Genomic DNA, 21,824 nt, shown 5'->3' with positions numbered 1-21,824 from the left:
GCGATCACTCCTTGTTCTCGTCGTCGGGGTAGGCGCAGGGAACGCAGACCCCGAGGGATGCGGGGATGACGTATCCGGCGTCCTGGCGGCACTGCGGGCAGGTCCGGCGCGCTCGCATCGCGTAGGCCAGCGCCCGGCGCTTGGCCGGCGTCATCGGGCGCACGGGCAGTGCCTTGTCGAGGCGGTAGAGGTACGCGACCAGCGGCCCGCGCCGGTACCGGGGCCGGAGTATCTGGCCGGCGATCGGCTGACCGCCGGGGCGCAAGCCGCGGGCCCGTAACTGCCGTCTCGTCGCCAGTCCGTCGGGGGCGTACCGCCACGGCCAGGTGGGGATGCCGTGCCGCGCGCCGTTCGGGTCGAAGCACTTGCCCCAGGTGACAGACATCAGGCCGCCGCTCCGGCCGCCACCGCAGCGGGGATACGGCCGTAGCCGACCAACTCCAGCCGGGCGCCCGCGTACTCGATGTGGGTGTGCAGAACGCGGGTGCGGCCCGCGCTCTGCGTGCTGTGGGTGACCGCGTCCGGGGCGATGCCCAACACGTCCCGCCACGCCTCGAAGCCGGCCAGGTCGTCGTGGAACTCCAGCTCCAGCCGGTCCGGCCACACCGTGGTCACCCGTACAGCGGGCGCCGGCAGGTGCCCGAAGTCCGTCGTCAGCAGGCGCAGCACCCGCAGCGGCACTGCCAGGTCATCGAGCGTCAGGGCCTCGCTCATGCCGCAACCCCCCGCCGGGCGATGCGGCGGCGGGCGGGGCGAGCGAGCGGGACCACGTTGAACAGATCGGGGTTCTCGTCAACCACCCGCGCGGCCAGGCGGATCAGGTCGTCCGGGAGCTCCCGGTACTCGGGGTCGGCGAGGATGTCCCGGGCCGCGTCCAGGCGGGCCGCGCGCTCCATCTCGCTCTCGCCCTCCACCCCGAGCCACAGCTCAACCGGGGTACCGAGCGCCAACTCCGCGAACTCCGCGTCGGAGACAGCCTGATGACCAGCAACGATGTACTTCATGGAGGTCTCTCCTCACTGGGGAGCGGTCGCATGCGCCTGGAGGTGCCTCGACAGGCATGCGCCGCGGGAAAGGGACTGCACCGGAAGCGGTGCGGGTGGAACCTTCAACGTGCTCATCAAACGGGCAGGGCACCGACGTGAGGCCGGTGTCCTGCCCGCATGACGAGAGACGGGCCCTGCAAGAGGCCCGTCCTCGTGCTGTGTACGGCCACCTAGACGTCTGTGACGCGGCGGCTCCTTCCTCTGACATCGCCCGTTTCGGCTCTCACGCGCAACGTGAGGGAGTGCCTAGTCCGTTCGTGGCGACACTCGGAGGCTGTGTCGCCGCGGTCCTATCCACCGACCGGTCATCGCGGGGAGTCGCCCCCGCTCGGGATTCGGTGTCTCAGTGCCAAGCACTCACGAGCCTGCGAAGTTCGGTTCCGCGCTCGTGGACCGCTGTCCAGGTTGTTCGCACCGGGTCTAACAGCCGACGGGCTGTCTGCCGCGCCCCTCCGGCCTGTTGGCCAAAGGGTGGTGCTGCCTGCCTGCGGCAGGCGTGTATCGGTCCACACGCCGTGAAGCGTGGTGTGTATTACCTACCACTCACGTTGGCAGAAGGATTCCGCGCCGTCAACCCGTGGCTTTCGACTCGGAACCGCTGGCCCGTCTCGTGCGGTGGTGATTCAACTGTCGCCAGCCGGGGCCTTGTTCGGGAGCGAGTACTTGGGGGTGCACTCGTGCACTCCTGGGTGCAAACCCTCTACACCCCGGGCCTGACCTGCGTAGAGTGACGATGAGTCAAGCTGCTACCACGGCCGAACTCTGGGGGTCCCATGGCAGACCGGAACGCCAGACTGGCCGCGCTTATGCAGGAAGGCGACTTCTCGCACAAGTCCCTTGCTCGCGCGGTGGTCGCCGCTGCCGCTCGGTCAGGTGAAGACATCACCTGCGATCACACGTACGTCTCGCGATGGCTCAGGGGAGCGATCCCGCGCGGCAACATGCCGCAGTTCATCGCGAATGCTGTCGGGCAGAAGGTGGGGCGCCGGCTCACCCTGGACGACATCGGCATGGGTGACGCGGCCGTTTCCTCCGTACAGCCTGACCTCGGACTCGAGTTCGCGGACGGACCCGAGACGACGACTAAGACCATCACGGACCTATGGCGTGCCGACCTTGCTGAAACTGAGGTACTGGTCAGGGCGCAGCCGGATTCAGCGGCCTGGAACACCGCTTCCCTACGCTGGATCGTCGCCCCGCCAGACGGGGAGTTGACGCGCGTGGGCAACCGTGCGATCGGCACAGTGGACGTGGAGATGATCCGTTCCACCGCTGACGCGTTCAGCATGCTCGATGGCAAGTTCGGCGGTGGCCATGCCCGACGCGCGCTTATCCAGTACCTGCACACGGACGTCCGGCCGATGCTGGACGGGAAGTACTCCGACTCCGTGGGCAAACAGCTCTACTCGGCCGTGGCGGAGGCGCTCTTGCTTGCCGGGTGGATGTCGTACGACAGCGGCCTGCACGGCATCGCTCAGCGGTACTTCATCCAGGCACTGCGCATGACGCAAGCAGCAGGGGACCGGCTCCTTGGCGGCAGCATCCTTTCCGCGATGAGCCACCAGGCCACATTCCTCGGGCGCTATCAGGACGCTGCCACCCTTGCGCGGGCGGCCTATACCGGACCGGCCGGCGGGCTGGGCCCCACGATGTCCGCGCAGTTCCGCGCCATGGAGGCGCGGGCCCTGGCCCGTCTCGGCGACAAACGAGGGTGCGACCTCGCCTTGGTAGAGGCAGAGCGCAAGCTAAGCCAGCGGACCCCGGACAGCGACCCGCCGTACATCGCGTATTTCGATGACGTGGAACTTGCGGCCGAGATCGGCCATTGCTTCCGCGATTTGGGCCGGTCCGCAGAAGCGGCAGAGCGGGGTGCGGGATCAATCTTCGGCGACGGCTTGAACAATCGAAGCGATTTCTTCGCCACAATGGTGCAAGCCGAAGCCTTTATCAACCAAGGTGAAATCGGACGCGGCTGCGAAATCGCCAAGACTGCGCTACAACTGGGCGAGGGGTTGAAGTCAGCGCGTTGCGTGCAGTACGTCCGGGAGTTCCGCGAACGCGTTGCCCCCACCATGCGGGGCGCCGTGGAATTCCGCACCTTCGCGGAAGAAGCACGCACCTTTCGCCTATGGCAGCAATGCAGCTTGACGTCCTAGAAGGGCGCCCAGTCGCGGCGTGATCCTCCTGACCTGAGAGTCGCCACCCGCTTCTCAACTTCTTCGGCTGCACGCGGATTGGAACCGGCATTCTGCGAGAGCCACGTAACCATCAGTAGTTCGCGGATGCTCCGGAGAACGGTATACCCGGACCATTTCCGCACGTCGAAACCATATTCGGCAATGAAGTCGGCGTACTCGGATTCTGTGTGCCAACCGAAGCTGTCGTAGTACATGGCGGTCTGCATGAGGTCCCACTCTCGGGGGCCCATGACGAACCCATCCAAGTCGATGACCTTCGGGTGGCCGGCCGCGTCGCGCAGGACGTTGCCGACATTGAAGTCACCGTGCAGATGACCCGCCGGCAGAGCGAACTGGAGACGGCCATAGTCTGCCGCCAATTCATCGGCCAGGGACTGGAGAAACGCGCGAGTGATGTCCGGGATGGCGGCCCGCTTCAAGCGCTGTGCAACCTTGTCAAAAGGCTGGAGGGGCGGGAGCGAAAAAGGCGGCTCATCCAACTCGTGAAGCCGCCGCAGAAGCGCACCCATTTCGCCCGTACTCGCGTACGTGTCTCCGTCGGAGAGACTCTCCCAGAACGTCACCGGGTGGCCCTGAACAACGACCGGCTGTTCGGCCGCCGTGACGAGTCGTGCCGCCGGGTATCCCTCGGCCGCAAGCCATTCTGCTACAGCCACTTCCCTCCGTACGGAGGAGACCCGATCGGGACTGCGGCCGACCCGGGAGACGATACGGCCGCCGTCTACACGGAACACCGCATGGTCCCCGAACCTCAGCATCTCGATTCCGTCCGGGTCAACGTTCGCGACCTTGCACGCCTTGCGCAGGATGACGCCTGCCGCGTCAGCGTCGAACTCAGTTCGTTCGGTCGTCGTCATGCCGTCTCAGTCCCCCGTCCGGCTGGCAACGCACGTACTTCTCGACCTCGCGCGACACCCTTGCCGATGAGACCTTGCCCCTCCATCTGTGCGATGGCGGAACGGACAGCCGTCCGCGACGCTCCGAACCGCTCGCACAGTTCCTTCTCGGTGGGGAAGCGGTCACCGACCTTGACCCCGTCAGCCCGCAACAAGTCGGTCACCTTCTCGACCAACGGCCGGCGGTCGCCGGTCCCCGACACGAACCAGCCGGCACCCTGTACCGACTCGATGACGCCCTCAGCCTTGAGCGCGGCAAGCGCGCGCTCGATGGTGCTGCGGCTCACGATGTACTCGCTCACGAGTGCCGACTGAGACGGCAGGGCCTCAGTGATCTCGCCCATCCGGATCTTCTCGCGGAGAGATTCCGAGACCTCTAGGTAGGTACCTCGCGGACTGCCCTGCGGCACGCGTCCACCCCTTCTGCAAACATGCCAGCATCTTCCGGTGTCGCCCTCCCCTCTACCATCCCACGCCAGGACCGCACCGCGCTGCCTCCCGAGAAACCGAGTCGGCTGGATACCCGCTACCCCATAGCTCGGCCCAAGGCACGGAGCAGGTAATCATCGTCTTCCCGTCCGTTCCATTGGATTACCTCGGCAGACGGTACATCTACAGAGCGCACTCGATTGAGTTCCTCAACATCAGGCCTCAACGCAGAATTGGTGACGATAAGAACGGGAACATCCCTCCCCACCTTCAATCGCATCTTCTCCCACACTCTATCAATTCTTTGCTCAGCCTCTCTGGCGCGAAGCGGCTGCCGCATTCGATACGTAGTTTCGATTGCGACAATGCCACCCCCGGCAAGCGTGATCAAGAAGTCATACCCAGCATCACCGCCAAAGGGTCGCTCAATCGAATCAATCGAGCCTCCCGCCAAGGCATGCAAGGCCCAATAAACCTTCTCCTCATACTTCATGGCCCGGTACCCAGGAGATTCCGTGAGCGCCAGAGCATCAATTACATTCGTAGCTGCTTTCTGATAGGACTCGGCATCTTCTGTCGTGATTACCACTCCAGCGCCGTGAACTACCTGATTGCGCAACTCAAATAGATCGTTCACCAATGCGATTAGCTGAGAAGACAGGAGCCCTTGGTTGGCTACCGTATTAATCAGATAGCCGATCGGGACATTTTTCCCGACATCGTCTCGTATCGATTTCGCCATGGCTTGCTCAACAGCGCGCCACGAGTTAAGCACAACGGATGTAGGATCAGAACCTTCTCTAGAAATTAGAGACCTGATGCGAACTTCAACATCATTGTCAACATTCAAGCGATCACCGTGAGAATCTCCCGAAGGGGAAATTCTTTCAGGTCCTTCACTGTCGTCACTGTCACTGGGCTCCGCGCTAGCCAACTGCGAGGAGATTTCATCCCCGATTTCAGCAGCAACCTGCCCCACAGCGTCGGCTTTCTCTCCAAAATTCGCTGAGCCGACTGGCGTTTCCAGAGAGTTCAATCTACCAATCAGTCCCCCCACTTGTTTCTTGAAGGTCAGAATGAGAGTAATGACGATGACTGGCCAAATGAGGGATTTAATGTATTCGAGCGCAAGCTGCCACGACATGCACGCATCGTCGCACAGCCCCCAGAGCGGCGCAGGCCGTTTCTGACGTCCTCCCCTCGGCCTAGAGGGGCCGTCGATGCTGTGAAGCGCGGCCTCCAGGTTGACGGACGTGCAGGTCTTCGGCATCGAGGGGCCCGCATGGTCGCTCTTGAAGGCGGTCGAGCAGCAGCCGGGCGGGGAGCCCACGGACGAGTTGATTGCCTCAGCCATGGAGGCGGCGCGCATGGCAGAGTCTTACCCGGAATTGCTCGCTGCCAGTTCGCACCTATTGGCCGTGGGTAGGGACCCCTATTAGAACGGCAACTCGTCTGCCGCCACTTTTACTAGGTGCGCGAACTCCTGCAGGCCAGCTTCTTCGAGATGCTGAGCGTACTCGGCATGCTTTCCGTAAGGCACGCCTCGCGCTACTTCCATAAGCACCTCTTCGGGTGCCGCCGCCTTTTGGAGTTTCGGAACAACGTATCCGATGCGCTGTAGATCCTGCTTGGCTACACCTTCGAGGATAACGTTCCTGTCTGCAATTTTGTTCACGTTTTCGAAGTGCACTACAACTTCGACCACGCGATCGCTGCTACGGTGAGAGCCTACGAAACTCAGTAGCCTTCTGGCGTCTCTATCCATACCGGCCGCGCGTAGGTGGGCGGTTGCCTTTTCGATATCCTTCGCGAGATGCCATTCAGCCACACATTCCAGATAAGTATTGACTTGAGGGCCGAGGTCTGACCTCCGTAATGCTGCCGCAACTCCGGGAGATGCGGTCGGACCGTGTATCTCCGCGGCGAACTGCAATAGACGACCTACAGTGAGGTCGTTCTCCCACGTTCCACCTGACCACCCCACTGGCTCGGTCTTTGGAAACTCTTCGTCCAATGCGACAATCGTCTGCGCCAACCCGTGCGGACTGTCTTTTGCTGCAGTTTTTATGTAGTCAGTGAAATCCATTTCAGCACGATACATTTCACGCAGCACTGTAGGGAGCCAGGTAGCGATTGAACTAGATTCCGACTCTGTGACGATGGTCACCAGGTCGACCATTTGTGCTTGCCTGAGTGGTTCCATGTTCCACTCGATTTTATTTTCTGAAGATGGATTGAGGGGATTGCTTAGATGGGTCGGTCGATGTGTTTTTTCCGAGAATCTTACGAACCTTTCCCTCCATACCATTTGGTCGATATCCGATTGAGGTAGCGGGGCATCTTTTAGTCTTGCGTGTTCTCCTAATGCCTCGACGATAGATAGAATCTCAGGGAATTTCAGCGCGCTGCGTCCCGAGAGTTTGTCCTGGATGGTGGATCTCCTCATCCCGTGTTGCCTTCCCTGCCGGGCGATTAAACGCTCGATGGTGCGAATGGATGGTGTCCCCGCCAGTTCTCGGAGTTGTCGAAGTTGGGCTGCCAGGTCCATCAGTGGCTCCAGTCCGTGAGTTTCCGGCACTGTCTACCTCTGTCCGGTGCCGTCCGATGACGCTGACAAAAGGCTAGGTCAGACGGATCTTGCCAGTCCGGAGGTTGCCGGAAATGGCCGGAAGGACCGCCTTCCCAGTCACGGACAGGCTTCATGGAACGAGGAACCTCGCACCGGTGCTGGTATGGCACAGGTTGCGGCTCCGGCCAGCCAATCCTGCTGGCACAGGCGTGTAGACCGATAGGAGAACTGACTCAATGTGCCCTGAGAGCCCTTCTGCTTCGGAGACGGACGGTGGCATGCCGCGCTGGGCTCGCTCACTTCTGGCGGTGGCGACGCCTTTGGCTGGCCTACTCGGGGCTCTCGCTGCCCTGATCACAGCGTTGCGTTCCTAGCTGCGAGAGGACCCTGACATCAACAGTGACGTGCATCAGCGAGCTACTGAGGACCGGGACTGCTGCGTACGGCCCCAACATGGCCACCTAGAAGGACCAGGACAGCCCTAAGACGCCTACGGATCAGGGGAAAGTCCTGCCTGCCGGCCGCCCGTCGGTTGTCATGGATGGAACCGACCTATCTGGAGGGAACCGTGCCTCAGAGGCACGAAGGAATCCTCGTTCCAGTGCCGCACGAGGGCGGAGCGTGGAGCATGGAGTGGCAAGTCAAGTGCCCCGCGTGCGGCATCGAAGAAGTGGAGCAGGGGGGAGGTCCCGACCACGAGGCGGTCACGGTCCACCCTGACCGCGACAGTCACGGTAGTCCCCTCGGAACCAGAGGCGGATTCGTGAGTGAAGAGCTGACCTGCGCAGCCGGTCACGGGTGCGACTTCATCATCAGCAACCACAAGGGGGCTGAGTTCGTCGGCGTTGTCCCACGGACCTGATCACGTACGGACAACAGGCGGACCGTTGTGCAGAGTTGGCGGCTGGGCGATGGGGGAGGACAAGCAGGTGGAGGCCACTGGTGAGGGACTGGCGGCAATCGCGTACGCGCTGCTGGAAGTCGCCTCGGCGATCCGGGACCACACGGCTTCACAGGAGTAGTGGACCGGGCTGGTTCCGTGCTCCGTGGGCCATGTATGGGCCAACGCACCTGATCCCTTGAGCGGCTACCGCATCGATGCAGGTCAGAGCTAGTGAGGTCTGTAACTGTGCGTCGGTCTTGAAAGCCGTCGTGGCACCAATCTGCTGCGAAAGCACAATTTTGCCTCTGTCCCGCAAGCGTGATGCAGACTTCTGTGCCCCTAAGCATCACTGCACCCATCACGCCTCAGGCGATGTGGACAGAATAGAGCAATTCTTGTACAGAATCGGTTCTTCACCGGCCCGGCCTTGCAACTGCTTGCAACTGAAGTCACCATTCCTCTAGGACCACCCGACGCGAGGGATGGTGGGGGACTTTGTTTAAATCTGTCAAAATGGGGCGCGCAAAAGTTGTGGGGGCAGCGTTAGCGTTGGCTTTGGGAAGCGGAATTGCTAGCGCTCCAACAGCTAGCGCTTCGGTAACGCAGTCCTGTGCGTGGTGGGGAAAGTTGGGCTCATCTCACGGCATTCCCGTCTATAACGGAAACATCTGCGGCGCCCTCTCAAGGGATGGGCTAGTCATCAACCAGTTGAGGTACAGCTGGACATCGTACGGTGAGACATGCAACTGGTGGGTCGATTTCGACTTCTATGACGGAGCGACGCGCGAGCGGTATTACCACAGTCAGGGTCAACTCGTGCGCGGGTGCCCTGAACACGGCCACTCTGGCCACGGCCGCAGGTCAGGCGACATGCCCCTTCTGGCCAGGCACGGACAGATGTGTGTCACGCTCTGGACAAATCGAACAACCGAAATCAAGCGACTCGTGACCACATGTCAGAACATTTGACTGAATGATGTATGACGATAGCTCCGAGATCACATTGATCTCGGAGCTATCGCTGTCCTAGCGGAGCTCATTGGCGAAGAGGCTGCAACCATCCCAAGTCGGCTCTGAGCTGAGGTTTTGGGAGCGCTCGTTGTCCTGGTCTTTGTCCTGTGCACCGGCGGTCACCACCGTTCACCGCCGTACGTGCACCCCGGCTGACCTGCACCACGAACGCCTACGAACCGCCCTGCACGGCCACGCGGACAGTTGGAAAGAGTGTGGGAGCGAACAGACCTGGTCCTCGTTCAGTTCACTGGCGGCACCACCGTTCGCCGGTGTGCAGCAGCGGCGTGGCAACAACAGGGCGCCCCCATGCAGCGCACCGCATCCGGCTACGGCTCGCCCAAGTCAGCCTCGACCTGACCCACCGAGCAAAAAAATCACCACCAAACCTTCACATATGCGGTTCTAGCCGACCGGGACGCCGCAGTGGCAATCGCTGCTGCCGGCAACGATGACTCCCGAGCGAGCGCAGCCCCGCACGCTCCCGCTCTTAACGGGAGCCTCAGCGTCGCGAGTAGGGCGAGCATCTCGCACGACAGGCTCCCGAACTGGGGGAACGTGCACCACTAAGCAACCTGACTTTGCAAAGTAAGGGTGCCTGATCTGTTTGCGAAACCGCAGACCAATGGATTTTTAGCGAATATGACAACCATTGCTGTCGCAAAAACAGCTCCACTAGGCGGAGATGCGAGACGGTTGGGGCTTGGGCCACCCTCTTAACCAACTCGACGACGCCTGCTCCTGCTCACTTGCGATGCGGTCAGGAGCAGGCGCCTGACTCTTAGGAGAGCCATCATGAGTGTCGCTCAGTGCCTAGCTCCATCGTCAAGCGCCATCACGAGCCGGTGGTGGGTTGTGGTGTTGGTCGTGATCATCGCGACTCTTGACCACAACCTCGCCCAACTGCTGGGACTCGCTGCCAGCGCTACGGCCATCGTGGGTGCCGAATCCCTGCAGGCTGGCCCCCAGCGGGACAAGTAGGTAACCGACGGATCTGGTGCAGGCCCCTCCGGACGGCGAGGTAGGCAGTTGGGGAGAGTGGGCGAGCGAAGAGGTCATGCCCCCTGTCAGGAAACACTGCTGGCGGAGGGCGAGGCGCCAACGCAATGGTGGCGCGGCCAACCTCCGGCCAATTAGGTGCAGACGAGGCCTAGTAACTGGACGCTTGCGCAGGTCAAGCCACCTTGGGCCCTGCGGATCCGGCCGGTCTTGAAAGCCGTTCCCGTGGTGGGCCGGTGTCCACTTCACGAGTAGGCACCGGCCCACGTAAGTCACTGGAACTTGGCCTCGTGGAGGCGGCGCGCAGTAGAAGCGAGCAGCCGCCGAAGCTTCTCCCTGTTCTTGCCGTAGGTCTTAAGGGCGTGGCAGTTGGGGCACAAGGCGATCATGTTCCACGGGACATCGAGTCCCTCCTTGGCGAGGTCTCTGACGTGGTCGACCTGCAAGATTGGCAGGCCGGCTGTGGTCAGCTCGGTGGGATGGCCTGCACATTCAGGGTTTTCGCACCTGCCGCGGCAGCGCTTGATGACGGCAGCTCGCGCGCTGGGGTCGCGGACGTACTTGTCGGCCAGCGTCGGCCTCTTCATCCCGCGGCGCCGCTCGGCGTTCGCCTCGGCCTTCTGCGCCAGACGCCGATACGCATCCTCGTCGCTCTCCCCGGTGGCGGGGGCTTCAAGGTGGAGGTCGCTGGGACGGTAGTCGCCGGTCTCGTCGTGGAGCTCCCCTGTATCGGCATCCAGTGCTTCAAGCACCTCAGAAGGCCAGGTCTCCCGCTCCGGGGAAGGAACAGGCGCCAGCACCCAAAGGAACTCGCGGCGGGGCAGCTTGTCCTCTCCCACGCCCCACCGCAGTCGGCGTTGCACGATCACCGCCCAGGTTTCGAAGCTGAACTGTCCCTGGAACGGCTTGTGCCAGTAGCGCAGCGGGCGGCCGGCCGCCTGATGTTCGGCCATGAGCTCGTTCCCGGCAGTTAGCTGCTGATCGCCAGACAGACCATCGCCCACGTAGGCGATCCAGTTGGTGTCGGGGATGCGCCCATCGGCGTAGGGGCCCTTGTCGTCCGAGAAGACGCTCAGGATGCCGTCGGCAAGGCAGCCGATCCCTGCCATCTTCTGGCCACCGTAGGCCTGCCAAATAGCGTCCCGATCCTTGAAGGTTTCCCCGAGCAGCGGGCGCAAGGCATCTGGCCACCTGCCAGCAAGCAGCGCGTGGAGGCCGAAGTCTTCGAGCAAGTCGGCTGGAAGGGGATGGAAGTAGCGCAGGATCAGCCCCGCAGCTGCGGATGCCGCGGCGTCCGGGTGCGAGCGGAGCAGGTCGTAGTCCTCCTCGCGCAAACCGCCAAGGGGGTTGACCTCGTTCAGAGACTCCAGGGTTGGGCGCCGCCCACGGCTGGTCAGGTTGAGTTCCTGCCCTTGCTCGATGGTCCACAGCTCATCGCGAATAAGTGCCCAGAACGGGTAACGGGCTCCGTCCACCCCGTCTTCCACCTGGCCGTGCTTCACCAGCAGCGGCGCGACAGCATCACGCGTGGCCGCCCATGGCTGCATGCGGCGTGCTCCGGCCAGAGCCTGGCCGATGGCCCAGAGCAGAAGGACGGGACGGTGGAGAGCGGGCCCCGTGTCACGTCGGGCCGGCCGGACGTCTCCCACGCGCCGGTGAAAGGTTTTGGGGGGCTCCACCACGGTGAAACCCTCCCTCCGAAGCCATGCCACGGCATGCTTGAGGCCCCCACTGAGCCCCGGGGAAGAGGGCTTGAGCGCTACGCCGAAGTCGTACTTGTGGGCAACGCCAGCTATCGCCTTCGAGTCGTACAGGTTCCCCTCGTGCTCCAAGAGATAGGTAGCCGCGGCACGGAAGCCGTAGATGTCCCGGAACGCCTCCTGGCCGATCCGGTCATGCTCCGCAATCGCCTGCAAGATGCCTGCACGAGTGATCTCAGAAGCTGCCATGCGCGACACCGTAGATCACGCCACTGACATCAGAAGTCGCCCCAGCGGCTGGCTTTGGGCCTTCATGGCGCCTCGGGCGGCGGGCCACTGATGCCCCAAGGAGGGCAACCCAACGACACTTACCGGACACCGGACCCAGCGCGTAACGGTTTGCCTGTCCGCCTTAGGGTCCTGCACGTGGCACACGGGTACACCGGTGACCCACGGCGGGAAGTCTGCCGGCACTCTGAGGACCAGCCTCCAGCACACGATCGACCTGGAGTGCGTCCGGCGTCACCGCGGTCGTCCGCGCTGGAAGGTCACCTTCTCATAGCCGATCGCACGATAAAGCGCTGGCTAGAAATCTCAATCCGCTACGTGGGTGATGAACACTCAGCTAGCCTGCTCGCCGTAGAACTCTCAAACCGTGACATGGAGACCGTCCTATGAGCTCACGCAAAGCTAACTCCAGGAGCGAACTAAATTCGCTGCACATGAGCCTGACTGACGGTTTCGAGCATTATCTCAGCGCATCGAATGCAGACTATGATCGAGTTCTTAAGAACGGTATGGTGGTTTTGGACACCAATGCCGTATTGAATCTCTATCGCTACACGGATGAAGCGCGCACCGATCTGTTCTCAGTGCTTCGCGGCTTGGGCGATCGACTGTGGATCCCCAATCAGGTAGCAGTAGAGTTTTGGAGAAATAGGGAGTCTGCTGCATCGGATCTAGACTTCTTCGGTGACACAGTCATTGACGAGCTAAGAGATGCGCACGGAGGAATTGAGCGATCGTTGCGAACCTGGGCCAATAGGGTTGCACTGAAGCAAGAGCAGCTTGGTGAAATTCTTGACGTGCTCAGAGGCGCCTTTGATGGGGCCTCCATGAAAGTGCAAGACATTGCTGGCGAAAGATCAAAAGGACGCTCTAGAAATACATTCGAAGATCCTGTCCTATTGGAGTTGCAAAACATCCTGGCGAATAGAGTTGGCGCCCCCATGGCTGCCAAAGAATACGAGGACGCAGTAGCCGAAGGCCTGCGTCGCGTAGAGGAGAAAATCCCTCCAGGCTACAAGGATAAGAGGAAGGGCGACATTGATGCCACGGGCGACTATCTAGTATGGGCGCAGACTATGCGGGAAGCGAAAGTTCGAAGCTGTGAAGTGCTGATAGTTACAGGTGACGTAAAAGAAGATTGGTGGCGGAGGGAGTCGGGCGAAACGAAGGGACCTCGCTTGGAGCTCGCCGAAGAATTTTACTCTGCCGTTGGCTGTCGCGTTTTTATGCTTCGGCCGCCGAGGTTTCTGGAGCTTGCCAGGGAAGCATTGAATGTATCGGTTGCGAACGATTCTATTGACGATGCTAGTCGTGTTGAGCAGGCAATGCATGACGCTTCGCACGTCTTGGCATCACTTCGTGAAGAGCTCTTGGCGTACGTTTACAGTGAGCCTCGCCTACCGCTAGAGCCTGTGGTAATCGACACATTTGCAGGCCGTCCGGCAATGGCGGCTCTATTTCGTGGAGAGTCGCTGGTGTATCTCGGGTTTCATCACTCGATTGATAGGATGCTCAGACGCTGGCAGAAGAAAGTCTCTGGACGGAAAAATATTAGTCCAGAGGAGATGTCCTTCGTTGTCGCACGACTGTCTGAGGATCAAGTGAAGGACGGTGACCTGTTGCGCAGTTTGATCACCGAAGTGCGACCGCCATGGCACACTAACGGGTTCGGGAATCATGACCCTGGCAACCTCCGTGTCCATGCCGAACTGTCGGCTGATCATTTTGATGCGCTCCACCCAATTGATCTATCTTACGAGGCGGCCGGCATTACGGACGTCGAAACGATTGGTGATCTGCTAGACGTACTTAAAGTGGAGGTTCCGTATCGAATTCGGCCGAATTTCCGAACCGAGTATAGGGTTCACGATCTACCCGTGAATAAAAGTGAGCTAGACGGCACTGTCGCCAGTGCGCTCCGGGCGCTGGCGGATTCCCTTCCAGCACTCTGGCAAATCACGGTCATGCCGGGTTTGGTAACGATCGATAGTCACGTCAAGCAAGTTCCTGGGGCGCAATTTGTGCTTCGAAGCCAAACCGAGCGCGAGAGGCGTACGGGTCAAGAAAAGGCTGGCGGATGACGATGCAAGGCAGTGGGCATCAAGTTCGCCCACTCCAACATGAGCGGGCGATCGAGAGCGAGCAGAAGGCCCGCCAAAGCGCGGCTTTCCATGCCACCCTGCAGGGACTCCGGCAGCTCTACATCGCCGTTCCAGTCCCGCGTAGAGGGGCCTAGCCTCCGAGGCTCGCGGTGCCTCATGCCGAGGCGGGCGGGTGCAGCCAGCGGACCACGCGCCGGCTCATGCATTGCGGGCTGTGAGCGTGAGCGAGCCTTGGAGAATTCTTGGAGATGATCTTGCGTCAGGATCCCTGAAACACCAACGGAGACCGATGCTCCCCGATGCCCTGACCTGCACATTTGACCTAGAGCACAGATGGGCGATCTTCCAGGGCCTAATTCGGGACGAAGAGGTCGTGGGTTCAAATCCCGCCACCCCGACGCTGGTCAGAGGCCCATTCGCTGGATCGCGAATGGGCCTCTGTCGTACCCGGGGTCAACCGAATGCGGTAGGGCGCCTCTGTGGTTGCCTGACTGCTGTGATCCACCAAGAGCGCGATGCGCTCCAGCGGGACGCCTCGGTCGAGGGTGAGCCGCCCGCCCGGGCCGCCCTGGTCCGCTATGTCACCAACTGCATGGTCGACCACAAGGCGAGCGACGAGGCGTTCTGGGCGCTGCGCGAGCACTACTCGCAGAACGAGATCGCCGAGATCACCCACCTCGCCGGCCACAGCGCCATGACCGCCATGTACCTGGCCAGCCTGGACATCCCGCTCGACGAGGGCATCGCCTCCTGGGGCCGGCTGACCGAGGTGCAGGACGAGGTCAAGAGCTGACCCGCGCCCACCGCCCGACCCGAGAGGAAGAACCTTGCAGTATGTGCGGCTGGGCTCGTCCGGCCTGAAGGTGTCCCGGCTGGCGCTGGGCTGCATGAGCTACGGCGAGCCCGGGCTCGGCACCCACCCCTGGTCGCTGCCGGAGGAGGAGAGCCTCCCGTTCCTCGCCCAGGCTCTCGACCTCGGCGTGAACTTCTTCGACACCGCGAACATCTACTCCCTCGGCACCAGCGAGGAGTTCCTGGGCCGCGCGGTGCGCAAGCTGACCCGGCGCGAGAACGTCGTCATCGCCACCAAGGTGTACGAGAAGCTCACCGACAACCCGCTGTCCGGGGGCCTGTCCAGGTCGGCGATCCTGCGCGAGGTCGACGCCAGCCTGCGTCGGCTGGACACCGACTACATCGACCTCTACATCGTCCACCGCTGGGACTACGAGACGCCTGTCGAGGAGACGATGGAGGCACTGCACGACATGGTGCGCGCGGGCAAGATCCGCTATATCGGTGCCTCGTCCATGCACACCTGGCAGTTCGTGAAGGCGCAGTACGTCGCCGACCTGCACGGGTGGACCCGGTTCGTCAGCATGCAGAACCACTACAGCGAGGAAGAGCGGGAGATGTTGCCGTACTGCCTCGCGGAGGGCATCGGCGTCACCCCGTGGAGCCCGCTGGCCCGCGGCAGGCTGACCCGCGACTGGGACACGCAGTCGGCGCGCACCGCGGGCGACCCGATCCAGGAGCGCTTCTACGGCCCGACCGAGCGGGCCGACCGGGCGGTCGCCCGGGCGGTCGCCGAGATCGCCGACGCCCGGGGCATCCCGATGGCTCAGGTGGCCCTCGCCTGGCTGCTGCGGCAGCCGGCCGTCACCGCGCCCGTCGTCGGCGCGACCAGGAACCACCACCTCGAGGACGCGGTGGCGGCCCTGGACGTGGTGCTCGACGACGACGAAGTGGCCCGGCTCGAGGCGCCCTATGTGCCGCACGCCGTCGTGGAATACGTCTGACCGACAGGCAGGTGGAGGAACAGTGGGAATAGCAGACTTCGCTCTGGCGATGCCGAGCGGGAAGAAAAGTGTCACCGAGGTCAGCCAGGAGTCCGGTTACAGCGTCGAGAAGCTCGGACAGATCCTGCCGTCGGGGAAGTTCTCGGTGCTCGCGGAGGGAGAGACCTCCTGGGGCCTGGGCCGCGACGCCGCGGCCCGGCTCCTGGCCAGGAACCCGGTACCGCTCGACGACATCGGGCTGGTTCTGTACGCGGGCTCCAGCGAATGGGGTACGCCCTTCTGGTCGCCCGCCGCCAAGATCGCGCTGGAGCTGGGGATCCGGCAGGCGCACTGCTACGAGGTCTCCAACTTCTGCAACGCGGGCATGGTGGCCGTGAAACTCGCGGACGACCAGGTGCGCGCGGGCACGCACAAGTACGCCCTGGTGATCATCGCGGACCGGCTGAGCGAGCTGGTCGAGTACGGCACCGGGTACATCGAGCTGTTCAACTTCGCCGACGGCGCGGCCGCCGTCCTGGTCTCGGCCGACGCCAAGTACGAGGTGCTCGGCTCGGCCCACCACACCGATCCGCAGTGGGTGGACTCGTACTGCGGCGAGATCAAGGACGGCGAGATCAAGGTCGAGCGGGGCGAGAAGCTCGACGGGCTCGGCACCGCTTTCATCGACAACTTCACCACGCTGACCCACCGGGTCCTGGCCCAGGCCGGACGGGAGGTGGCCGACGTGGCGTACTTCCTGGTCACTCACGGCAACCAGGACACTCACCGCACGTACCTGACGGAACTGGGCGTGGATCCCTCCCGCAGCGTCTTCCAGTACGAGCTCGACGGACGCCTGGGCGGCGCTGACCCGTTCCTCGCCCTGGAGGAGCTGGAGCGGGACGGCCGGATCTCCTCCGGCGACCTCGTGGTCGTGGCGACGGCAGGGTCGGGCTTCACGTGGGGGGGGTGACGGCGATCCGGCGGACGTAGCTCGCGTGCGGCCATGAGAACGCCCCCGGTCTTCGAGGACCGGGGGCGTTCTTCGTGTCCGTGCTGCTCAGCGTTGGTGCACCGAGTCCAGATCCACCGTGAGGAGCTGCAGCGCGGCCTCGTGCGGGGAGTCGGGCTCCGCGTGGTAGAACTTCAGGATGTTGCCGTCCTGAAGATCAGCGGACTGGTACATCAACTCCAGCTCACCGACGACCGGGTGGTCGAAGAGCTTCGTCCCCTCGATGCAGTTGGACACCCGCTGACGGCACCAGAGCGCCGCGAACTCCTCGCTCTGGATGGTCAGTTCCCCGATCAGCTCGGCCAGCCGCGGATCGTGGCGGTGGTTCCCGGAGATGAACCGCAGGTACGTCACGTTCGACTCGGACTCCGCCGCCCAGTCCGCGTACAGCGCCTGGACGTTGTCGTCGAGGAAGTTCATCTTGATGATGTTGGGCCGCCGTCCGGCGTCGTCGGGGACGCCGAAATCGAGGTGCGGGGCGAACAGCCGGTGGTACAGCGAGTTCCAGGCCAGGATGTCGCAGCGGTAGTTCAGCACGGCCGCCGCCACTTGGCCGAGCGAGGCCATCAGCATTTTCGTACTGGCGCTGAGCTGGTCGTCCTGGGGCGCCGACTGATGTGGATCCTGCACCGGCGTACCGATCTTGAGCAGGTAGTCCCGCTCGTCGGCGCCCAGATCCAGGGCGCGGGCGATGGAGAGCAGAACCTGCGGGGATGCGTGCGCGGTCTGGGACTGCTCGAGACGCGTGTAGTACGTCTGACTCACCCCGGCGAGCGCGGCCACCTCCTCGCGGCGCAGCCCCGGGACCCGGCGTGAGCCGCTGGTCCGCAGGCCCATCTGCTCGGGCCGGACGCGCTCGCGCATCTGTCGCAGGTAGCTGCCCAGGTCCGTGTTCACTATCTGGTCCACCCTTCTCATTATGAAGTCCCGTACGGCAGGGGCAATGGCGCCTCGTGCACGGTGACCGGTGCCACAACGGCCGGGAGGGCGACGTCTCGCCGCCCTCCCGGCCGTACCGGCCGCCGGTGCTGCGTGCCGTGGGCCTCTACTTCTGTGCCTGCTTGCGGCGCAGCACCAGCCACAGCAGGAGACCGACCGCGACCTGGGAGAAGCCGGCCACACCGATCGCCGTGTGGATGCCGGTGAGTTCCTCGGCCCCGGTCACGGTGCCCTGACCGATGACGGCGGCGAAGACCGCGCTGATCAGCGGAATGCCGATGGCGATACCGACCTGCTGGCTCTGGGTGGCCATACCGGTCGCCATGCCCTGGGCATCGGCGTCGACGGACGAGGTGGCGATGACCATGAAGCACAGGGCCGCCAGCATGGAGAAGAAGGCGTTCACGAACTGGGTGACGATCAGCGGGACCAGCCAGTACGAGTCCGAGGTCGCCCACATCGCCGGCAGCATGAACGCGCCCTGGAGGAAGAGGGAGACTCCGAGCATCGTGCGCGGCGAGACCCGCTGGAGGATGCGCGGACCGACCGTACCGGCGATGATCTGGCCCACACCGATGCCGAGCAGCACCAGACCGGCGACCAGGGACGACAGGCCGAGCACGTTCTGGACGTACAGGCCGGTGAAGAAGATCAGCGCGGTCTCGCCGCCGAAGATGAACAGGGCGGCGACGTTGCCGAAGGCGATGTCGGGCTTCTTCAGGATCTTCACCGGTACCAGGGCGTCGGCGGTACGGCTCTCCACCGCCCAGAAGGCGGCGAGCAGGGCAGCGGAGGCGATGAGGGCGACGCCCGCCACCAGATCGAGACCGTCCTCGCCGACGCGGGTGACACCGTAGATCCCGGCGAACAGGCCCAGGGTGATCAGCACCGCGCCGGGCAGATCGATCCGGCTGCGCTGTTCGGCGCGGCTCTCGCCGACGACGATCGGCACGACGACGATGGCCGCGATGGCCACGGGGATGTTGATGAAGAAGGCCCAGCGCCAGGAGAACACGTCCGTGAGGACACCGCCGAGGATCGCACCGACACTGAAGCCGGAGCTCATCATCACGCTGTTGAGGCCGAGCGCGCGGGTGCGCAGGCCGGGCTCGGTGAAGGTGGTGGTGAGCAGGGCGAGCGCGGCGGGCGTGACGGCGGCGGTGGCCAGGCCCTGGAGGGTACGGGCGATCAGCAGCATCGCGGCCGAGTCCGCGACGCCGCCGATCAGCGAAGAGACGGCCAGGACGACCATCCCGGCGGTGAAGATGCGCCGCCGTCCCACGTAGTCACCGACACGTCCGAACACCAGCGTGCATCCGGCGGCGCACAGTGCGAACGTCGTGGTGATCCACTGCAGGCTCCCCGTGGAGAACCCGAGGGACGTGCCGACCTCCGGCAGCGCCACGTTCAACACGGAGAAGTCGGCGGCCATCATGAACTGCGACGCCAGCAGCACGACCAGAGCGGCGACCTGGCGTCCGTTCATGTGTACGGCGGTTGGCTGCGCGGCGGTGGCCGTCGCGGTGGTATCAGCGGTAGTCATGCTCCCAGGCTCCGGTGCACGGCCCACCCCAGCCAGATCCCCCTTGACAGCACTCCTGGGGAGACTGTCACTGGCAGTGTCACCCTCACCGAAGGCACCCGGAGCCGGACATCCCCCGCAGGCCGGCCAAGGGGCACACCCTTTCGGGCCTCGCGCAGGGCCGCGCTCTCACCCCCGACCGGGGTCAGTGCGCTGCCGGACCGGTGGGCGGGTCGGTGGTGGCCGCGTCCTTCAGGGCCGACAGGAGGCAGCGCAGGGCGGGCTGGTCGAGGGCGGTTTCCCGGGCGACCGCCGAGATCACCCGGACCGGTTCGGGGTTGCGGACCGGGCGTACGACGACACCGGGGTGGCGGCCGCGCAGCCCCAGTCCCGGCATCAGACCGACACCGAGTCCGGCCGCGACGAAGCCCTGCGCGGTGGCGTAGTCCTCGCTGCGGATGACGAAGTCGGGGCTGAAACCGGCCGCCGCGCAGGAGTCGATCACCGGCTCCAGACAGGGGCCGGGCGGTTCGCTGCCGACCCACTGCTCCCCGGCCATCTCGTTCAGGTCGATGACCTCCTGGTCCGCGAGCGGATGCCCCAGGGGCAGGACGGCGGCGTACGGGTCGTCGAGCAGGTGGACCAGGCGGAAGCCGTCCGCCACCCGGCCCGGCGCGTGCACGACCACCGCCAGGTCGGCCCGCCCCCGCACGACCTCCTGCAACGGGTCCTCGGGGTCGGCGAGTTCGAGGTCGATCCGTACACCGGGGTGTTCCGTGCGGAGCCGGGCCAGGGCCGGGGCGACCAGCGTGGAGCCGGCCGTGGCGAAGTAACGGACCGACAGCGTGCCGATGCGTCCGGCGCGCAGGTCGGCGAGGGCGCTCTCCGCCTGGGCGACCGCGGAGCTGATCAGCTCCGCGTGCTCGGTGAGCAGCAGACCGGCCGGAGTGGGCCGCACCCCGCGCCCGACCCGTTCGAGCAGTGCGGTACCGGCCTGCTTCTCGAGCGCCGCCACCTGCTGGCTGACGGCGGACGGTGTGTAGCCGAGGTGGGCCGCGGCCGCGGTGACCGTCCCGCTGGTGACCACCGCACGCAGGACCTGGAGGCGCCTCACATCAAGCATGTAGCACAGCTTAACAAACCAGGTAGAACCATTTGCTTGTCCTCACAGGTTGGCTGGGGCATTGTCGAAGAAGGGCACCACCGGATGGAGGAAGCATCGTGAACAGTGACAGTGGGCCACGGAGTCTGCGGGGCGGACTGCGGGTCGCCGTGCTGGCCCTGCTGTGGGGTTCGACCTTCCTCTGGATCGAACTGGCGCTGCGCGGGCTCTCCCCGCTCCAGGTCACGTTCGTCCGCTGTCTCCTCGGCGCGCTCGTCCTCACCGTCGCCTGCTACGCGTCGGGCCGGCGCATGCCCCGCGGCCGCACCGTCTGGCGTCACATCGTCGTCGCGGCCTTCTTCTGCAACGCGCTGCCCTTCGCCCTGTTCAGCCTGGGCCAGCAGACCGTCGACTCCGGCCTCGCGGGGGTCCTGAACGCCACGACCCCGCTGTGGTCGATCGCCCTCGGCCTGGCCCTCGGCTCGGAGCGCGGACTGCGTCCGGTCCGCCTGGCGGGCCTGCTGCTGGGCTTCACGGGCACGATCGTCATCCTCGCCCCGTGGCAGTCGGCCGGGGCCACCGGCTGGGGAACCCTCGCCATTCTCGGCGCGGCCGCCAGCTACGCCGTCGCCTTCACCTACATGGGCCGCACCCTGGTGCGCAGGGGCACCCCCACCATCTCGCTCTCCGCCGCCCAGCTCGTCGCCGCGAGCGGGCTGACCGCCGTCGCGCTGCCGATCGGCGGCCTGGAGTCGATCGACCCCGGCCCGGCGGTCGTGGCCGCGGCCCTGGTCCTCAGCGTCTTCTGCACCGCGATCACCTTCCACCTCACCTACCGGATCATCAACGACGAGGGCGCCACCAACGCCGCGGTGGTCGGCTATCTGCTGCCCGTGGTCTCCGTGCTCCTCGGCGCGGTCGTCCTGGGCGAGGGCCTGAGCGTCCGGGTCGTGCTGGGCATGGCCGTGGTCCTCGTGGGCGTCGGGATGACCCGCCGCAAGGACACGTCGGCGCCCACGGCTCCGGCCGGGGCCGTCGAGGAAACAACCGAGGACGCGCCCGATGAGCGCGCGCCCACCGAGCACCCGCACGCCCACGCCCCGGCCACCCGTCGCCCCGCGCTGGAGGACGCGGGATGACCTCCGGCGAGCCCCGGCTGTGGTCCGCGTACCGCGAGCCGGTCGAGGGCACGGTCCGCACGGACCTCACCCACGACTTCCGGCCGGGGCCCGCACCCCGTACCTGATCCCGGTCGAGGAGATGATCCTCCCGCCGACGGTGCTCGACATCACCGCCCGGGCCGAGGCCGACCCCGACGCCACGCCGACCCTGGACGATGTGCCGGCGACCTGA

At 64.3% G+C, this 21,824-nt stretch carries 17 protein-coding genes and 1 pseudogene; 7 read left to right on the top strand and 11 right to left on the bottom strand.

Annotated elements, in window-relative coordinates; genetic code table 11:
• Positions 1-4: 4 nt before the first annotated feature.
• From ACZ39I_RS22775 to ACZ39I_RS22765, 3 genes are read right to left on the bottom strand one after another with little or no spacing between them, the layout of a single operon-like run.
• Positions 5-385: an RRQRL motif-containing zinc-binding protein gene (locus ACZ39I_RS22775; RefSeq protein WP_467246146.1), complete on the bottom strand. Its 381-nt coding sequence runs from the start codon at positions 383-385 to the stop codon at positions 5-7.
• The gene (locus ACZ39I_RS22770) at positions 385-714 is read right to left on the bottom strand and encodes a hypothetical protein (RefSeq protein ID WP_467246145.1); all 330 of its coding nucleotides are present in this window, start codon (positions 712-714) and stop codon (positions 385-387) included. The genes ACZ39I_RS22775 and ACZ39I_RS22770 overlap by 1 nt, the downstream gene beginning before the upstream one ends.
• Entirely contained in the window at positions 711-1,004 is a 294-nt protein-coding gene (locus ACZ39I_RS22765) for a hypothetical protein (RefSeq protein ID WP_467246144.1), read from the bottom strand. Before ACZ39I_RS22765 ends, ACZ39I_RS22770 begins: the two co-directional genes overlap by 4 nt.
• Before the next feature lie 815 nt (positions 1,005-1,819).
• On the opposite strand from ACZ39I_RS22765, the gene ACZ39I_RS22760 reads away from it, so the two are divergent.
• Positions 1,820-3,202 (top strand): hypothetical protein, encoded by a 1,383-nt coding sequence (locus tag ACZ39I_RS22760; RefSeq protein ID WP_467246143.1) that lies wholly within the window; start codon positions 1,820-1,822, stop codon positions 3,200-3,202.
• On the opposite strand, the gene ACZ39I_RS22755 is transcribed toward ACZ39I_RS22760, so the two are convergent.
• From ACZ39I_RS22755 to ACZ39I_RS22745, 3 genes are all read right to left on the bottom strand, one after another.
• On the bottom strand, positions 3,199-4,101 hold the full coding sequence (locus ACZ39I_RS22755) for a phosphotransferase enzyme family protein (RefSeq protein ID WP_467246142.1): 903 nt from the start codon (positions 4,099-4,101) through the stop codon (positions 3,199-3,201). The genes ACZ39I_RS22760 and ACZ39I_RS22755 overlap by 4 nt on opposite strands.
• On the bottom strand, positions 4,098-4,550 hold the full coding sequence (locus tag ACZ39I_RS22750) for a GntR family transcriptional regulator (protein WP_467246141.1): 453 nt from the start codon (positions 4,548-4,550) through the stop codon (positions 4,098-4,100). Before ACZ39I_RS22750 ends, ACZ39I_RS22755 begins: the two co-directional genes overlap by 4 nt.
• Before the next feature lie 116 nt (positions 4,551-4,666).
• Complete coding sequence (locus ACZ39I_RS22745; RefSeq protein ID WP_467246140.1) at positions 4,667-5,713, bottom strand: hypothetical protein; 1,047 nt, start codon at positions 5,711-5,713, stop codon at positions 4,667-4,669.
• Positions 5,714-5,807: 94 nt separating this feature from the next.
• Here ACZ39I_RS22745 and ACZ39I_RS22740 point away from each other — a divergent pair.
• Positions 5,808-6,008 (top strand): annotated as a pseudogene (locus ACZ39I_RS22740) (methyltransferase); the annotation flags it as partial.
• Here ACZ39I_RS22740 and ACZ39I_RS22735 read toward each other — a convergent pair.
• Together ACZ39I_RS22735 and ACZ39I_RS22730 are read right to left on the bottom strand one after the other, a co-directional pair.
• Positions 6,005-7,117 carry a hypothetical protein gene (locus ACZ39I_RS22735; protein WP_467246139.1) on the bottom strand — a complete coding sequence of 371 codons (1,113 nt, stop codon included), beginning with the start codon at positions 7,115-7,117 and terminating at the stop codon, positions 6,005-6,007. The pseudogene ACZ39I_RS22740 and the gene ACZ39I_RS22735 sit on opposite strands and share 4 nt — an antisense overlap.
• A gap of 3,186 nt (positions 7,118-10,303) precedes the next feature.
• A complete protein-coding gene (locus ACZ39I_RS22730) occupies positions 10,304-11,980 on the bottom strand; it encodes an SRA domain-containing endonuclease (RefSeq protein WP_467246138.1) in 1,677 nt (558 codons plus the stop codon).
• 473 nt (positions 11,981-12,453) lie between these two features.
• Here ACZ39I_RS22730 and ACZ39I_RS22725 point away from each other — a divergent pair, with 473 nt between their 5' ends.
• From ACZ39I_RS22725 to ACZ39I_RS22710, 4 genes are all read left to right on the top strand, one after another.
• Positions 12,454-14,100, top strand: coding sequence for a PIN-like domain-containing protein (locus tag ACZ39I_RS22725; RefSeq protein WP_467246137.1), 1,647 nt, complete (start codon positions 12,454-12,456; stop codon positions 14,098-14,100).
• 517 nt (positions 14,101-14,617) lie between these two features.
• Entirely contained in the window at positions 14,618-14,914 is a 297-nt protein-coding gene (locus ACZ39I_RS22720; protein WP_467246136.1) for a carboxymuconolactone decarboxylase family protein, read from the top strand.
• 34 nt (positions 14,915-14,948) lie between these two features.
• Positions 14,949-15,917, top strand: a complete 969-nt coding sequence (locus tag ACZ39I_RS22715; protein ID WP_467246135.1) for an aldo/keto reductase — start codon at positions 14,949-14,951, stop codon at positions 15,915-15,917.
• Positions 15,918-15,939: 22 nt separating this feature from the next.
• Positions 15,940-16,869, top strand: coding sequence for a 3-oxoacyl-ACP synthase III family protein (locus ACZ39I_RS22710; RefSeq protein ID WP_467246134.1), 930 nt, complete (start codon positions 15,940-15,942; stop codon positions 16,867-16,869).
• A gap of 87 nt (positions 16,870-16,956) precedes the next feature.
• Here ACZ39I_RS22710 and ACZ39I_RS22705 read toward each other — a convergent pair whose 3' ends face one another.
• The 3 genes from ACZ39I_RS22705 to ACZ39I_RS22695 all read right to left on the bottom strand — a co-directional run bounded on the left by ACZ39I_RS22705 (position 16,957) and on the right by ACZ39I_RS22695 (position 20,492).
• Entirely contained in the window at positions 16,957-17,826 is an 870-nt protein-coding gene (locus ACZ39I_RS22705) for a helix-turn-helix transcriptional regulator (RefSeq protein WP_352387746.1), read from the bottom strand.
• A 127-nt stretch (positions 17,827-17,953) separates the two neighbouring features.
• The gene (locus ACZ39I_RS22700; RefSeq protein WP_467246133.1) at positions 17,954-19,390 is read right to left on the bottom strand and encodes an MFS transporter; all 1,437 of its coding nucleotides are present in this window, start codon (positions 19,388-19,390) and stop codon (positions 17,954-17,956) included.
• 184 nt (positions 19,391-19,574) lie between these two features.
• Entirely contained in the window at positions 19,575-20,492 is a 918-nt protein-coding gene (locus tag ACZ39I_RS22695; protein ID WP_467246132.1) for a LysR family transcriptional regulator, read from the bottom strand.
• A gap of 98 nt (positions 20,493-20,590) precedes the next feature.
• Here ACZ39I_RS22695 and ACZ39I_RS22690 point away from each other — a divergent pair, with 98 nt between their 5' ends.
• The gene (locus tag ACZ39I_RS22690; protein WP_467246131.1) at positions 20,591-21,610 is read left to right on the top strand and encodes a DMT family transporter; all 1,020 of its coding nucleotides are present in this window, start codon (positions 20,591-20,593) and stop codon (positions 21,608-21,610) included.
• The last annotated feature ends 214 nt before the right edge of the window (positions 21,611-21,824 follow it).

This window comes from Streptomyces sp. NPDC024687, from assembly GCF_055559055.1.
Note: the sequence above shows the minus strand (reverse complement) of the source record. Positions and strands in the feature narration are given on the sequence as shown.